General features: G+C 67.6%; 15 protein-coding genes. 3 read left to right on the forward strand and 12 right to left on the reverse strand.

Going from position 1 to position 13,979, the window contains the following annotated elements; translation table 11 throughout:
• Positions 1 to 19 precede the first annotated feature (19 nt).
• Together D6T63_RS01525 and D6T63_RS19105 are read right to left on the reverse strand one after the other, a co-directional pair.
• Positions 20 to 604, reverse strand: a complete 585-nt coding sequence (locus tag D6T63_RS01525) for a dihydrofolate reductase family protein (RefSeq protein ID WP_268878000.1) — start codon at positions 602 to 604, stop codon at positions 20 to 22.
• 102 nt (positions 605 to 706) lie between these two features.
• Complete coding sequence (locus D6T63_RS19105; protein ID WP_182976835.1) at positions 707 to 850, reverse strand: hypothetical protein; 144 nt, start codon at positions 848 to 850, stop codon at positions 707 to 709.
• An 82-nt stretch (positions 851 to 932) separates the two neighbouring features.
• Here D6T63_RS19105 and D6T63_RS01530 point away from each other — a divergent pair, with 82 nt between their 5' ends.
• A complete protein-coding gene (locus tag D6T63_RS01530; RefSeq protein ID WP_120147252.1) occupies positions 933 to 2,489 on the forward strand; it encodes an LTA synthase family protein in 1,557 nt (518 codons plus the stop codon).
• A gap of 72 nt (positions 2,490 to 2,561) precedes the next feature.
• On the opposite strand, the gene D6T63_RS01535 is transcribed toward D6T63_RS01530, so the two are convergent.
• From D6T63_RS01535 to paaA, 6 genes are read right to left on the reverse strand one after another with little or no spacing between them, the layout of a single operon-like run.
• The gene (locus tag D6T63_RS01535) at positions 2,562 to 3,341 is read right to left on the reverse strand and encodes an enoyl-CoA hydratase/isomerase family protein (protein ID WP_120147253.1); all 780 of its coding nucleotides are present in this window, start codon (positions 3,339 to 3,341) and stop codon (positions 2,562 to 2,564) included.
• 52 nt (positions 3,342 to 3,393) lie between these two features.
• Positions 3,394 to 4,524 (reverse strand): 1,2-phenylacetyl-CoA epoxidase subunit PaaE, encoded by a 1,131-nt coding sequence (gene paaE / locus D6T63_RS01540; protein ID WP_120147254.1) that lies wholly within the window; start codon positions 4,522 to 4,524, stop codon positions 3,394 to 3,396.
• Positions 4,524 to 5,036, reverse strand: coding sequence for a 1,2-phenylacetyl-CoA epoxidase subunit PaaD (gene paaD, locus D6T63_RS01545; protein WP_120147255.1), 513 nt, complete (start codon positions 5,034 to 5,036; stop codon positions 4,524 to 4,526). Before paaD ends, paaE begins: the two co-directional genes overlap by 1 nt.
• Positions 5,030 to 5,854 (reverse strand): 1,2-phenylacetyl-CoA epoxidase subunit PaaC, encoded by an 825-nt coding sequence (gene paaC, locus D6T63_RS01550; protein WP_120147256.1) that lies wholly within the window; start codon positions 5,852 to 5,854, stop codon positions 5,030 to 5,032. Before paaC ends, paaD begins: the two co-directional genes overlap by 7 nt.
• A complete protein-coding gene (paaB, locus tag D6T63_RS01555; protein WP_120147257.1) occupies positions 5,851 to 6,198 on the reverse strand; it encodes a 1,2-phenylacetyl-CoA epoxidase subunit PaaB in 348 nt (115 codons plus the stop codon). The genes paaC and paaB overlap by 4 nt, the downstream gene beginning before the upstream one ends.
• Before the next feature lies 1 nt (position 6,199).
• A complete protein-coding gene (gene paaA, locus D6T63_RS01560; RefSeq protein WP_120147258.1) occupies positions 6,200 to 7,180 on the reverse strand; it encodes a 1,2-phenylacetyl-CoA epoxidase subunit PaaA in 981 nt (326 codons plus the stop codon).
• Between the two features lie 156 nt (positions 7,181 to 7,336).
• Between paaA and D6T63_RS01565 the strand changes: the two genes are divergently transcribed.
• Positions 7,337 to 7,951 carry a TetR/AcrR family transcriptional regulator gene (locus D6T63_RS01565; protein WP_182976836.1) on the forward strand — a complete coding sequence of 205 codons (615 nt, stop codon included), beginning with the start codon at positions 7,337 to 7,339 and terminating at the stop codon, positions 7,949 to 7,951.
• A gap of 182 nt (positions 7,952 to 8,133) precedes the next feature.
• Complete coding sequence (locus D6T63_RS01570) at positions 8,134 to 8,859, forward strand: hypothetical protein (RefSeq protein ID WP_147394280.1); 726 nt, start codon at positions 8,134 to 8,136, stop codon at positions 8,857 to 8,859.
• 109 nt (positions 8,860 to 8,968) lie between these two features.
• Here D6T63_RS01570 and paaZ read toward each other — a convergent pair whose 3' ends face one another.
• The 4 genes from paaZ to D6T63_RS01590 are packed head-to-tail and all read right to left on the reverse strand — an operon-like array spanning position 8,969 to position 13,924.
• Positions 8,969 to 11,056 (reverse strand): phenylacetic acid degradation bifunctional protein PaaZ, encoded by a 2,088-nt coding sequence (gene paaZ, locus D6T63_RS01575; RefSeq protein ID WP_120147260.1) that lies wholly within the window; start codon positions 11,054 to 11,056, stop codon positions 8,969 to 8,971.
• A complete protein-coding gene (locus tag D6T63_RS01580; RefSeq protein ID WP_120147261.1) occupies positions 11,053 to 11,979 on the reverse strand; it encodes a 3-hydroxyacyl-CoA dehydrogenase family protein in 927 nt (308 codons plus the stop codon). Before D6T63_RS01580 ends, paaZ begins: the two co-directional genes overlap by 4 nt.
• Complete coding sequence (locus D6T63_RS01585; protein ID WP_120147262.1) at positions 11,976 to 12,716, reverse strand: enoyl-CoA hydratase/isomerase family protein; 741 nt, start codon at positions 12,714 to 12,716, stop codon at positions 11,976 to 11,978. Before D6T63_RS01585 ends, D6T63_RS01580 begins: the two co-directional genes overlap by 4 nt.
• Complete coding sequence (locus D6T63_RS01590; RefSeq protein ID WP_120147263.1) at positions 12,716 to 13,924, reverse strand: thiolase family protein; 1,209 nt, start codon at positions 13,922 to 13,924, stop codon at positions 12,716 to 12,718. The genes D6T63_RS01585 and D6T63_RS01590 overlap by 1 nt, the downstream gene beginning before the upstream one ends.
• Positions 13,925 to 13,979 lie beyond the last annotated feature (55 nt).

Raw genomic sequence — 13,979 nt, forward strand, 5'->3', positions numbered from 1 at the left:
GGGTCCCTGCTGCCGGTCATCACGGTCGTGCGGGCGCTGTGACGGGTTGCTGGCGCGCCACGCGGTAGCGGAGGAAGACGACCTTCGAGGTGAAGGTGCGGGTTTCCAGAAGCTCGAGATCCACCTGCTGCTCCCCTCGAGCGAAGAAGGGGATGCCACCGCCGACGAGCACTGGGTAGACCCGGACCCGGTACTCATCGACCAGCCCCAACGAGGCCACCTCGGCGGCGAGGGTGGCCCCGCCGATAGCGATGTCACCCGTCCCCGGATCCGCCTTCAACCGCCCGATCTCCTCCGCCGGGCTGCCGGAGGCCAGGCGCGTGTTTCCCTGCACAGCTGACAGCGTGCGGGAGAACACCAGCTTCGGCAGCCTCTTCCAGATGTCGGCGAATTCGAGCTCCTGGTCGTCGACCGTCGGGTCCTGGTCGGCTGTCTCCCAATACACCATCGTCTCGTAGAGCTTCCGTCCGAGCAGGTGGACATCGACTCCCCGTACCTCATCAAGGGCGAACTGGAACACCTCCGCATCGGGAACCGACCAGCCGAAGCCGCCGTCCGGCCCGACGATGTAGCCGTCGAGGGAGACGCTCATCGAATAAACCACCTTGCCGGCCAACCGGTCCTCCTCGATAGAAGCGTCGGCGGTAGTCCCACAGGGGAGTACACGTTGCCCGCAGACTACTCGGGGAGGACCCACAGGACCAGATCAGCCGGCTTCGATCACTTCTTCCTTCTGCCTCCCGACGACTTCGCGCAGGCAGTGGCTCGTCACCGCCTCTGCGCCTGCACGGTCGGTGTCCGCGTCGTGACCGACGAATGAACCGCAGTTGAACGGATTGCGCAACGGCATTACGCTTCTATAGGCCCGAGAACGGGTTGGATGTCAAGGGTGTTCGGCGAACACGCGGGCATCCGGAACGCGAGGTATTGCCATGTCTGGCCAGATTCTCCACGTGACCCGCCGGGTCGGCGTCGCCGTGGGACGGATCGCGGTCTACGTCCTGATCTGGGCGGGGCTCGCGCTGCTCATCGCCGCCGTCGGCATCCGCTTCTACTGGGGCAAGATCTCAGTAGGTCAAATGCTCCTGAACCTCGTCTCCGTGGAGACCGACGGCGGGGGCGGAGTGATCGTCTGGATCGGCATCCTGGGGGTCGGCGTCGTTCCCCTGCTGATTACCGTCGGGATCGCCCTGTGGCAGCACTCCCGGCGCCGCAAGGGCCGCCGCGATCGCCGCGCCGTGCGTCCTCGTCGTTCGCCCTGGATCATGCGCACCGTATCCACCGCCCTGGTGGCCGCGGTGGTCGTCGGCGGCACCACGGCCTTCGCCACCACGGTGGGCATGAAGGATTACATCGATGCGGCGAACTCCGAGTACGACCTCGGCGACTACTACGTGGAGCCGACCGTCACCAGCGATCAGCACAAGCGCAACCTGGTGCTGATCTACCTCGAATCCGGCGAGGCCACCCTTGCCGACGATCAGCTCTTCGAGAAGAACGCATTCGCTCCCCTCGAGGAGGCCACGAAGGCCTCGGACGGCTGGCAGAGCGTAGCCGATTTGCAGCAGTACAAGGGCGGAGGCTGGACCATGGCCGGTCTCACCTCGACCCAGTGCGGCGTCCCGCTGAAGGGCGCAGGTTCCACCACGGGCAGTAGCGCCCTCAACAAGCCCGACGACGACGTCGACACCTACCTGGGAGGAACCACCTGCCTGGGTGATGTCCTGGACGAGCACGGATACAGGAACGTCTTCATGGGCGGTGCCAACGCCTCCTTCGCAGCGAAGGACACCTTCCTGGGCAGCCATGGGTACTCCGAGGTGAAGGGGCTCTCCGACTGGCGCGCCGCCGGCGAACCGGAGACGAACTTCCGCAGCGACTGGGGCTTGAGCGACGAGCGCCTCCTGGCTCGTGCCAAGGACAGGATCGACGAGCTGCACGCCGAGGCGGAAAAGACCGGTCAGCCGTTCAACCTCTCCATGCTGACGCTGGACACCCACGAGCCGGTGCACATCTTCGACTACTGCAACGTGGACACGCAGGACGAGGTCACCTCCGTGTTCTCCTGTTCCATGACCCTGGTAGCCGAGTTCGTGGAGTACATGGAGGCGAAGGGCTACCTCGACGACACCGCCGTGGTGATCATGGGCGACCATCTCAAGCACATGAGCGCGGGCGACGCCTTCCACGAGCAGCTGGACGACAACAACAACCGCACCATCTTCAATCGGATCTGGATTCCGGGCGGGGACAAGAACACCACGCTGCGCCCCCGCGTGGACCAGCTGAACATGTATCCCACCATCCTGGAAGCCGCCGGCCTGACCCTGAAGGACCATGAGGCGGGGTTGGGCGTGTCCGCTTTCGCCCAGCAGGTCCCGGATAGTTCAGCACAGGCGATGGAGCCCGAAACCTATGCGGAGCTGCTGAACTCGCTGTCCCCGGAGTTCTATGCGGAGGCCTGGGCCGGCGAGGACCCCGCCCGTTAGCGCTGTCCGCTCCCTGCCGACGCCCAAGCTCGGTACCCCGCACGGTCGCGGCCGCAGGAAGGTCCTCGCGGATCAGTACCCGAAGCGCGGCGCCCGCTTCTCACGGAAGGCTTCCAGGCCCTCGCGGTAGTCGTCGGAGGCCCCGAGCACGCCCTGCACGTCGTTCTCGCCACTGATGGCGTCCCACAGACCGAGGCGCTCGTCGCGGATCCGCCCGACAAGCTGCTTCGAGGCGACGAGGGATTGCAGCGGACCTCTTGCAGCGCGTGCGGCCTTCGCCCGGGTGAGAGCGAGCAGGTCCGCGGCGGGAACGGCGCGGCTGAACAGTCCGCTCGTCACGGCCTCCGCGCCCGTCATGAGATCGCCGGTATACATCAGGTCGAGGGCGCGATGCGGCCCCAATCGCTCCGTGAAGAGCCAATGCCCGCCCGAGTCGAGAACCAGACCGAGATTGGCGAACGGTGAGCCGATTTTCGCGTCCTCGGCGACATACACCACGTCCGTCGCAATGAGCAGACCGAGCCCGACGCCGAGGCAGGCGCCCTGCGCCGCGGCAAAGGTCGGGGCGGGAAAATCCGCCATCGTGCGGAGCAAGGGCGTCAGCGTGGAGTCGAGGAACGCGAAGGCGTCGTCGGCCCCTGGCTCGATGGCGCCGAGATTACGGCCGGCGCAGAAGGCGCGTCCCTCTCCGCGCAGGACCAGGGCGCGCACCGTTCCTTCGCGGACACCGGCAGCGGCTGCGCCGTACGCCGCAGCCAGATCATCCAGTGCCTGGGCGTCGACCGCGTTGAGCCTGTACGGAGCATCCAGCACGACGTCGGCGATGCCGTCCGCGATCGTCAAGCGGACCATACCTGTTTCGGATGTCGGCCCCGCCGGCGTGGTTCCTGCGTTCATGATGCTCCTAGGCGTCGTAGTCGACGGATACGGCGTCGCTGGTCGGATGGGCCTGGCACGTCAGGACGTAGCCCTTCGCGATCTCGTCGGGCTCGAGCGCATAGTTCTCGACCATCTCCACCGTCCCCTCGACCACCTTCGCACGGCAGGTGCCGCACACTCCGCCCGCGCAGGCGAAGGGGACATCGGGGCGCACCCTCAGTGCGGCGTTGAGGATGGATTCGCGCGCGTGGGTAGGGCTCTGCACTGATCCCTGCAGTCCGTCGAGGTTGAAGGAGATCGTGTAGTTGTCATCGGTTCCGATCGGTGCCACCGGCCGTCCCGTGCTTCCCTCGGGCCGGGCCGGCTCACCGGTGGTGAACAGCTCGAAACGGATCTTTTCCGTTGGCACCCCCCGCTCGGCGAGGGAGTCGCGGCACAGCTGCACCAGTTCGAAGGGCCCGCAGAGGAACCACTCGTCCACCCGCTCGACGTCCAGGACGGTACCGAGCAGTTTCTCCAGTTTCTCGGCGTCGATCCTGCCGGAGAGCAGCGGTGAGATGCGCTGTTCGCGGGAGAGGACATGGTGCAGCGCGAACCGCGAGGGGTAACGGTCCTTCAGGTCCGCCAGCTCCTCGAGGAACATGACGTCCATGGCGGCCCGGTTCGCGTAGACGAGGTCGAAGCGGACGTTCGGACCACTCGCGAGCATCGACCGGGCGATGGAGATCACCGGGGTGATGCCCGATCCCGCCGCGACTGCGACGAGCGAGACGGACTGCTGCCCCGGCGTCGTCCGCGGGGTGAACTGTCCGAGTGGGCTCATGACGTCGAGGACGTCCCCCGCCTTGAGCGACTCGTTCGCCCAGCTCGAGAAGACCCCGCCGAGGTCCCTCTTCACAGCGACGCGCAGCTCACCGGGCCGGGGATCGGCGCAGATGGAGTAGCTGCGGCGGATTTCCTTGGGCTCGCCGTCGACGTCGAGCGTGGCGCGCAGGGCGACGTACTGCCCGGGCAGGTAGTCGTACTTGTCCTGGAGCTCGGCCGGGACGTCGAGCGTGACCTCGACGGCGTCCTCCGTGAGCCGGCGGACGGCGCGGACGGAGAGGCTGTTGAAGGCGCTCCTCCGCTTGGTGGAGGGGGCGAGGACAACGGCCATCAATGCACCTTGAAGTAGTCGAAGGGTTCCCTGCAGTCGTTGCAGACGTACAGCGCCTTGCAGGATGTCGAACCGAAGCGGGTCATTTCGCGCGTGTTCAGCGAGGAGCACTGCGGGCACTTGACGCTGAGCCCGAGGCGAACGGGCCCGACTGCGGCCTTGCCCGTCGGAGGCGCGATGCCGTACTCCGCGAGCTTCGCCTTCCCGTCGTCGCTCATCCAGTCGGTGGTCCAGGCCGGTGCGAGCACCAGGCGTACTGCGACGTCGTCGTATCCTGCTCCCTTGAGAGCGGTGACGACGTCGTCACGGATGGCATCCATCGCCGGGCAGCCCGAGTAGGTGGGCGTGATGGTGACGAGGACCTGGCCTGTGTCGGAGACGTGGGCGTCGCGCAGGATACCGAGGTCCTCGATGGTGAGGACGGGGATCTCCGGATCGCATACGGTCGCTGCGAGGTCCCAGGCGGCCGCATCGGCAGGAGCGGCTGGCCGCAGGTCCGTCATGGTCACCATGACGCCCCCGGATATTCGCGCGCGAGGACCTGCAGCTCGGCGATGATGTAGCCGAGGTGCTCACTGTGGCGCCCCAGCCTCCCGCCGCCGACCGAACCGGGTACCTCGGGCGGCTCGAGTTCAGCTTCGACGAGGATCGCCCTGACCGCTGCGTCGAAGGGCTCGCGGAGGGTGCTCGGCCGCACCCCGGCATCGCCGAGTTCGTCGACGAGCGGGTAGTCGGTGAAGAGTTCCTCCACATACGGCCAGGTGAGCTTGAGCCCGGCGATCATCCGGCGGCGGGATTCGTCGGTGCCCTGGGCGAGGCGGAGGATCCACTGGATGCTGTGGTCCCGGTGGTAGTCGACCTCCTTGACGGCCTTGGCGGCGATCGCGGCCAAGGTCGGGTCGCTGGACCCCACCAGGCGGGAGTAGAGCTCCCACTGATACAGCGCGACGACGAACTGCCGGGCTATCGTGCGGGCGAAGTCCCCGTTGGGCTGCTCCACGAGGTGCACGGACCGGAACTCCGGTTCCCGCCGGAAATAGGCGAGGTCGTCCTCGGTCTTGTCCCAGGCGCGGCCCGCGTAGGTCAGGAAGGACCGCGCGTGCCCGATCTGGTCGAGCGCGATATTGGCGAGCGCCACGTCCTCCTCGAGTTCCGGTGCCCTGGATATCCACCAACCGAGCCGCTGCGCCAGGATCAGGGCGTCGTCACCGAGCCACAGGGCATACTGCGCGACGGCGTCCGAAGGCTTCGTGTCGAGGAGGGCGATGTCTTCGGGACGTAGCGCGTTGCCCGGGGTGATGCGGGTTGCGCTGGCGTTGGCCTCACTCACAGGTGCTTCACTCCCTCGCTCTTCGTGTAGTACGTCGCGTGGCGGTAGTCCTTGCCCTGGGGGGACTCGAAGAACTGGTCCTTGGCGTCGGGATCACTCGTGATGATCGACGTCGCCGGCACCACCCAGAGACTCACTCCCTCGTTGCGCCGTGTGTACAGGTCACGGGCATTGCGCAACGCCATCTGGGCGTCGGGTGCGTGCAGCGAACCGGCGTGGACGTGCGAGAGTCCGCGTGACGACCTCACGAAGACTTCCCACAGCGGCCAGGCCGCCCGCGGTTCCTGGGGGCCCGACGACGGTGCCTTCGCGCCGTCGTCGCCCGTGGTCGATCCGCCGGTCACCCTATGCCGCCTGCGCGTGCTTCAGGGCCTGCTTCTCGGCGTAGGCCGCTGCGGCCTCACGGACCCAGGCGCCCTCCTCGTGGGCCTCGCGGCGTCGCTCCATGCGCTGCGCGTTGCAGGGGCCGCGACCGGCGAGGACTTCCTTGAACTCGTTCCAGTCGAGGGGTCCGTGCTCCCAGCGGCCGGTCTCCTCGTTGAAGCGGACCTCCTTGTTCGGGAGCTCGAGCCCGAGGGCCCTCACCTGCTCGACCATCATTCCCACGAAGCGTGAGCGGAGCTCGTCGTTGGAGAACCGCTTGATGTTCCACAGCATCGACTGCTGGGAGTTGGGTGAGTCCTCGTCCGGGGGGCCGAACATCATGAGGGACGGCGCGTACCAGCGGTTGACGGCGTCCTGCGCCATGGCGCGCTGCTCGGGCGTGCCGTTGGCCAGTTCGAGCAGGATCTCGAAGCCCTGGCGCTGGTGGAAGGACTCCTCCTTGCAGATGCGGACCATCGCGCGCCCGTAGGGGCCGTAGGAGGCACGGCAGAGAGGAACCTGGTTGCAGATGGCAGCTCCGTCGACGAGCCAGCCGATGGCACCGATGTCGGCCCAGGTCAGGACGGGATAGTTGAAGATGCTCGAGTACCGGGCCTTGCCTGCGATGAGGTCCTCGGTCATCTTGTCCCGTGGCGTACCGAGGGTCTCCGCTGCGGAGTAGAGGTACAGACCGTGCCCCGCCTCGTCCTGCACCTTGGCCATCAGGACGGCCTTGCGCTTCAGGGACGGCGCACGGGTGATCCAGTTGGCCTCGGGCTGCATGCCGATGATCTCGGAGTGCGCGTGCTGGGAGATCTGGCGCGTCAGGGACTTGCGGTAGTCCGCCGGCATCCAGTCACGAGGTTCGATGCGGGAGTCCTGCGCGATGAGCTCGTTGAACTGCTGCTCTCCGGCGTCGTCGTGGTTCGCGCGGCTTCCCGCGTCAATCGCTGTAGTCGTCATCGTGCTACCTCGCTCGTCTGGACACCCGGCTTAATTACCGACCGTTCGTTCAGTATAGGGAGCGTGTGGAGTGGCAGTCAACGCTCGACGTGTTCCCGGGTCGTGCTCGGCGGCGCCGGCGGCAACCCGACCGAACGGTCGTGCGAAAATGACTTCATGACTGCCACCGGAGCCCTGCCGACCCCCACCGCCCGCCGAGGACGGCCGGGGTACGACCAGCAGTCGGTCCTCGCAGTCGCAGTCACCGCATTCAACCGGTACGGGTACGAAGCCACGTCCATGGGGATGCTGGCCGAGGAACTGGGCATCAGCAAGTCGGCCATCTACCACCATGTCCCCTCCAAGGGCGACCTCCTGCGACTCGCGCTGGACCACGCACTCGGGGGCCTCGAAGCCATCCTCGAGGACAGCCGGGCCGGTAGCGGCGCCGCCGACGCCCGCCTGGAGTTCGTCCTCCGCGGCACCATCGCCGTCCTCACCGAGCGGCTGCCCTTCGTCACCCTGCTGCTGCGGCTGCGCGGCAACACGGAGGTGGAACGTGAGGCCCTGCAACGACGGCGGACCTTCGACCGCCAGATCGCGGCGCTCGTCGACGCCGCCCGCCACGAAGGCTCCATCCGTGATGACATCGATCCCAGGACCACCACGCGGCTCATCTTCGGGACCATCAACTCGATCGTCGAGTGGTACCGGCCGGGGGGCCCGCTCACCGCGGACAAACTGGCTGATGACGTCATCCTGATGGTGTTCGACGGCCTGCACCTCCGCTAGCCTTTCCTGCGTCAGCCTCCGCCGCCTTCTTGGCCGCTTCTGCCCACTGAGTCCGTTGCCCGAGTGGGCATCCGTGATGATGCCCACTGACAATGCCGACTCACTGGGCACGACAGCGGGCAACTTGTCCACATATGTCGACCATCCGACGTGCGGAGCAGGTCAACCGCAAGTGTTACTGCATGGACCCGATCAGTACCCTGAGGGCATTCGGCGGTGTGGCGCGTAGCAACGCTCTGATCCGCGCGGGCGTCAGCCCTGATCAGCTCAAGCAAGCGCTGGACCAGCAGGAGGTGAGTCGTCCGATGCGTGGCGTTTATCGCCTGACCGAGTACGACAGCGACCTGTACGCGGCGACATGCGCACATGCTGAAATTGCGTGCATCAGCGCGGCGCGACGTCTTGGTCTGTGGGTCTTCCGCAACCCTTCGCTGATCCACGCGAGCGTCAATCACGGTCGAGGCCTGGACGCCAGGTTCCGTGTACACCGCTCGGAAGAACCCCTTACGCCGCTGCTGATCTGCCTTCAATCCGCACGCTGCCTCCCCGAACTCGACGCACTGTGCATCGTAGAGTCCGCAGTCGTCCTCAAGCATGTTGCTCTCGACCCGTTGCGGAGAGCGGTGGAAGGACAAAGGGACGCCCGCCTCCGGACGATGGTCGGTCTCGTCGATCCGCATTCGCAATCCATCATCGAGACCATCGCCAGGTATCACTTACGAACGGCTGGCTTCAGCACACAGTCGCAGGTCCACGTGCCGGGCGTAGGCCGTCTTGACCTGTCGTCGACGGCATACTCGGTATCGAAGCGGACGGGCGGAAGTACCACAGTGACCGGCGCGAGTTCGAGGAGGACCGCCGACGCTGGAACCTGCTCACGATGCGCGGCATCCCCGTCCTCCGCGTAACCCATGCTCTGCTCACCAGGGAACCGGAGCAATTCCTGGCGCTCGTCCGGGCAGCAGTAGCTTCGCATCAACCCACCAAGGGGCAGACGTAACTTCCAATCGGCTCCCGCTACTTCTGCACGAGGGTCAGGACGTCGTAGGTCGCGACGATCTCGTCATCCTGGTTGTGCAGGACGGCGTCCCATGCCACCTCGCCGTACTCGTCCGTCTCCCGCGGCGTGATGCGCTTGGCCGTCAGCGTGACGCGGATGGAATCACCTGCCGCGACCGGCGTGATGAAGCGGAGATTCTCGAGTCCGTAGTTTGCGAGCACCGGCCCCGGCTCGGGATCCACGAAAAGACCGGCGCCCCACGAGAGCAGCAGGTAGCCGTGCGCCACGATGCCCGGGAAGAACGGGTTGGCTGCGGCAGCGTCCTCGTTGGTGTGCGCGTAGAACGTGTCGCCGGTCGTCTCGGCGAACGCGCTGATGTCCTCCAGCGTCACCTGGCGCAACTCGGACCGTACGCTGTCGCCGATGAGCAGCGCCGAGAGGTCCTTACGGAAGGGGTGGATGTCGCCGAACCGGCGGTCCGCACCCGTGTGCCACTCCCCCGTGATGCTCGTGAGCATGTTCGGGGAGCCCTGCACGGCTGTGCGCTGCATGTGGTGCAGGACCGAGCGCATGCCGCCCAGTTCCTCGCCACCGCCGGCACGCCCGGGTCCTCCGTGCACGAGGTGCGGGACGGGCGATCCGTGTCCGGTCGACGACCTCGCGTCCTCCCGGTTGAGGATGAGCACGCGCCCGTGGTGCGCGGCGATGCCGAGGACCAGTTCCTGCGCCACTACCGGGTCATTGGTGCAGACCGTGGCCACCAGGGAACCGGAGCCGAGGGCTGCGAGGCGGATGGCGTGCTGGATGTCGTCGTACCCGATGACGGAGGCCACCGGCCCGAAGGCCTCGACCGAGTGCAGGGCGCCGGCCTCGACGTCCTTCCAGGTCAGCAGCACGGGCTCCATGAACGCCCCGTCCGGCGCCTTGCCGGAGGTGTTGTCGGCGAGGACGACGTCGGGCGCATCAAGTGATCCGAAGGCGAGGGAGGCGCCACCGGCGAGGAGTTCGCGCACCGCCCCCTGGACTCCTTCGAGCTGCGCGAGCGAAGCGAGAGCGCCCATCGTCACACTCTCGGCGCGGGGGTCCCCGAGCGTGACGCGCTCGCGGATCCGGTCACCGGCGGCGCGGACGACGTCGTCGACCAGCGCGCTCGGCACGATGGAGCGGCGGATGCTCGTGCACTTCTGGCCCGCCTTCACCGTGATCTCCGTGACCAGGGACTTCACGAAGGCGTCGAATTCGGGGGTGCCGGGGACCGCATCGGGACCGAGGATCGCGGCATTCAGCGAATCCGTCTCGCACGTGAAGCGCACGCCGCCCCGGGAGATGGACGGGTGCGACTTCAGGTGGTTCGCTGTCGACGCCGAGCCCGTGAAGGACAGGAGGTCCCGGTAGTCCAGATGGTCGAGGATGTCGCGGGCCGGGCCGGAGATGAGTTGCAGCGACCCGGCGGGCAGGATAGCGGAGCCGATGATCAGCTTCACCACGGCGGCCGTCAGGAAACCGGTGGGTGTTGCCGGCTTGACGATCGTGGGGACGCCTGCGAGGAACGCGGGCGCAAGCTTCTCGAGCATTCCCCATACGGGGAAGTTGAAGGCGTTGATCTGCACGGCGACGCCGGGGATGCGCGTATGGATGTGGGTGCCGAGGAAGGAGCCGTCCTTGGAGAGCACCTCGGGCGGACCGTCGACGATCACGTGCGAGTTCGGCAGCTCGCGCCGCCCCTTCGAGCCGAAGGTGAAGAGAACGCCGATGCCGCCGTCGATGTCCACCATCGAGTCGATCTTCGTGGCGCCGGTCTTCGCCGACAGTTCGTAGAGCGGTTCGCGGTGCGCCGTGAGGTACTGCGCGAGCTCCTTGAGCTTCAGGGCGCGTTCGTGGAAGGTGAAGCGGCCCAGCTCCGCCTGCCCCGTGACCCGTGCGAAGCCGATGGCGGAGGCGGTGTCGATGCCCGCCGTGCTGACGATGGCGAGTTCCTCGCCGGTGCTGGCGTCGCGGACCACCGTGCCGTCACCGTCCGCTGCTGTCCGGTCGGGGGTCCACCAGGCCTCCTCGATGAAGCTGGGGACGACGTCGATCTGTACTCGTTCCGGGGCGGTTGTCATGTCCGCTCGCCTTTCACTGGTTCTGCCGGGGATGCGTGTGGAGCGCTGGAGGGGACGGGCGACGGCGGTGCGTCCTCCCAGTCGAAGAAGCCGCGGCCGCTCTTGCGTCCGAGATGGCCCTGCGCCACCTTCTCGCGCAGGATGGCGGGCGGCGCGAAACGCGGACCGAGCGTCGATGCGAGGTACTCGGCGATCCCGAGCCGCACGTCGAGCCCCACCAGGTCCGTGGTGCGCAGCGGCCCGACGGGGTGCCTGTAACCGAGGACCATCGCGGCGTCGATGTCCTCCGCCGTCGCCACTCCTTCCTCGAGCATCCGCATGGCCTCGAGCGCGATGGCCACGCCGAGCCGGGAACTTGCGAAGCCGGGGGTGTCCCGCACGACGACGGGCGTCTTGCCGAGCACCGCCACCCATGTGCGCGTGGCTGCTTCGAGGTCGGGGGACGTCTGCGCTCCGAGGACCACCTCGATCAGGGTGGATGCCGGGACCGGGTTGAAGAAGTGGAGTCCGCAGAACCGCTCGGGCCGCTGGAGGGCGTCGGCGAGCGCGTCGACGGAGAGGGACGAGGTGTTCGTCGCCAGCCAGGCGTCGGCAGCCAGCACGTCCTCCACCGCCCGCAGCGCCTGCCTCTTCAGGGCGAGGTCCTCCGGCACCGCCTCGATGACGAGCGCGCAGGGGGCGAAGGCTGCGTAATCGGTCGACACGGAGACGCGCGCGGCCAGGGCGGCGATGTCCTCCGCCGTCGTGCCTCGCTCCACGCTGCGGGCCAGGGCCTGCGTCACGCGGACCATCCCGGCATCCGCGGCGGTTTCATCACGTTCGACGACGACGACGTCGGATCCGGCGAGGCAGAAGGCGTGGGCGATGCCGGCTCCCATGCGGCCGCCGCCGAGCACGCCGACCCGGGTAGGAACGCTGCTCATGACTCCTTCTTCCTGTCCAGGAACCGCTGCATGCGGTCGAACTTCGCCTCGGACTCGAACAGGATGGCCTGGGCCAGCTGGTCGATCATGGGGTGCGCCTCCCGGGGTGCGTGGAACACGCTCTTGGTGATGCGGACGGCCAGCGGGTCCTGCCTCCCGATGCGGTCGGCGAGGGCGTGTGCCGCCTGGAGGAGGTCCTCCGGTGCGTGGATCGCGGTGATCAGCTTCGCCTCGAGGGCTTCCTCCGCGTTCAGGATGCGTCCGGCGAGGAGGATCTCCTTCGCGAGCGGCTCTCCCACCAGTTCCTTCAACCGCCAGGTGGCTCCGGCCGCGGGCATGATGCCGAGGCCCGTCTCGGGGTTGCCGATCGTCAGGCGCGGCGTGCCGATGCGGAAGTCCGCCGCGAAGGCGAGCTCCGCGCCGCCGCCGAGGGCGTACCCGTCGAGCGCCGCGATGACGGGCATGGGAAGGGCCGCTATGCGCGCGAAGAGCGTCGAGTTGATGCCCGCGAGGGCGTCGTCGCGCCGGCGCTGACGCAACTCGGCGATGTCGGCTCCCGAGGCGAAGACGCCGCCGGATCCGATGAGGATCAGCGTCTGCGGTTTCTCCTCGAGATCGCCGCACACGAGATGCAGCTCCTCGACCATCCGGCGGTCGATCGCATTGCGCACCTCCGGCCTGTGCAGTTCGACGACGACTCGGTCCTCACCACCCGTGATGTTCAGGGCGCCGGGCATCAGACGGCCTCGACCAGCATGGCCGTACCCTGGCCCACGCCGACGCACATCGTTGCGAGTCCGATCCGACGGGATGATCCGGAGAGCTCCCGCTCGAGCCGACCCAGCAGGGTGACGGCGATGCGGGATCCGGAGGAGCCGAGCGGGTGTCCGAAGGCGATCGCGCCACCGTCGCGGTTCACGATCTCCTCGTCGAGTCCCAGCCGCCGGATGCACGCGAGGGACTGCGTGGCGAAGGCCTCATTGAGCTCGACCGCTCCGAGGTCGGCGATGGAGAGGCCCGTCCGCCCGAGGACCTTCTGTGTGGCGGGAACCGGGCCGCTGCCCATGATCTCGGGAGGCACTCCAGCGGAGGCACCGTCGAGGATCCGGGCCCGCGGGGTCAGGCCGTAACGCCTGATCGCCGCCTCCGACGCCACGATCACCGCGGAGGCGCCGTCGTTGAGCGAGCTCGAGTTGCCCGCGGTGACGATCCCGTCCGTCCGGACGACGGAACGGAGCTTCCCGAGCACATCGAGGGTGGTGTCGGCACGCGGTCCCTCGTCCGTGTCCACGGAGAAGGACGTCCGCCCCTTGTTCACCTGGACGGGCACGATCTCGTCGTCGAACCGTCCCGCCTCCATGGCTGCCACCGCGCGCTGGTGCGAGCGGAGCGCGAAGGCATCGGCGTCGTCGCGCGTGATGCCGTCGAGGGCTGCGAGTTCCTCCGCCGTCTCGGGCATCGAGTAGGTGGTCTTGTCGCGGGCGGCGAGCAGGGGGTTGGTGAAGCGCCAGCCGATGGAGGTGTCGAATACCGCACCCGGCTTCGCGAAGGCCTTGTCCGGCTTCTCCATGACCCAGGGCGCACGGCTCATGGATTCGACACCACCGGCGATGACGATGTCCGCGGCTCCCGCCTTGACCATGTGGGACGCCATGATGATGGCGGAGAGTCCGGACGCGCAGAGGCGGTTGACCGTGATGCCGGGGACGGTATCGGGGAAGCCGGCGAGCAGGGCAGCGAGCCGCGCGACGTTCCGGTTCTCCTCACCTGCACCGTTCGCATTGCCCAGGATCACCTCGTCGACGGTGGCCGGGTCCACGCCTGCACGCTGCACGACGGCGGAGAGCACGAGGGCCGCCAGATCGTCGGGGCGGACGCTGGAGAGCGCTCCACCGTAGCGGCCGACAGGGGTGCGGACGCCTCCCACCAGGAAAGCCTCGGACATCGTCGTCTCCCTTGTCGTCGTGGACCTGCGTCGTCGTGGACCTGGCGGCGAATTA

It is taken from the genome of Arthrobacter cheniae (genome assembly GCF_003602275.1).
GTDB lineage: Bacteria > Actinomycetota > Actinomycetes > Actinomycetales > Micrococcaceae > Arthrobacter_D > Arthrobacter_D cheniae.

Excerpts from the sequence above, each read along its gene's own strand:
- D6T63_RS19105 (WP_182976835.1), bottom strand. The coding sequence starts at position 850 with ATGCCGTTGCGCAATCCGTTCAACTGCGGTTCATTCGTCGGTCACGAC.
- D6T63_RS01530 (WP_120147252.1), top strand. The coding sequence starts at position 933 with ATGTCTGGCCAGATTCTCCACGTGACCCGCCGGGTCGGCGTCGCCGTG.
- D6T63_RS01535 (WP_120147253.1), bottom strand. The coding sequence starts at position 3,341 with ATGGTCCGCTTGACGATCGCGGACGGCATCGCCGACGTCGTGCTGGAT.
- paaE (WP_120147254.1), bottom strand. The coding sequence starts at position 4,524 with ATGGCCGTTGTCCTCGCCCCCTCCACCAAGCGGAGGAGCGCCTTCAAC.
- paaD (WP_120147255.1), bottom strand. The coding sequence starts at position 5,036 with ATGGTGACCATGACGGACCTGCGGCCAGCCGCTCCTGCCGATGCGGCC.
- paaA (WP_120147258.1), bottom strand. The coding sequence starts at position 7,180 with ATGACGACTACAGCGATTGACGCGGGAAGCCGCGCGAACCACGACGAC.
- D6T63_RS01565 (WP_182976836.1), top strand. The coding sequence starts at position 7,337 with ATGACTGCCACCGGAGCCCTGCCGACCCCCACCGCCCGCCGAGGACGG.
- D6T63_RS01570 (WP_147394280.1), top strand. The coding sequence starts at position 8,134 with ATGGACCCGATCAGTACCCTGAGGGCATTCGGCGGTGTGGCGCGTAGC.
- paaZ (WP_120147260.1), bottom strand. The coding sequence starts at position 11,056 with ATGACAACCGCCCCGGAACGAGTACAGATCGACGTCGTCCCCAGCTTC.
- D6T63_RS01580 (WP_120147261.1), bottom strand. The coding sequence starts at position 11,979 with ATGAGCAGCGTTCCTACCCGGGTCGGCGTGCTCGGCGGCGGCCGCATG.
- D6T63_RS01585 (WP_120147262.1), bottom strand. The coding sequence starts at position 12,716 with ATGCCCGGCGCCCTGAACATCACGGGTGGTGAGGACCGAGTCGTCGTC.
- D6T63_RS01590 (WP_120147263.1), bottom strand. The coding sequence starts at position 13,924 with ATGTCCGAGGCTTTCCTGGTGGGAGGCGTCCGCACCCCTGTCGGCCGC.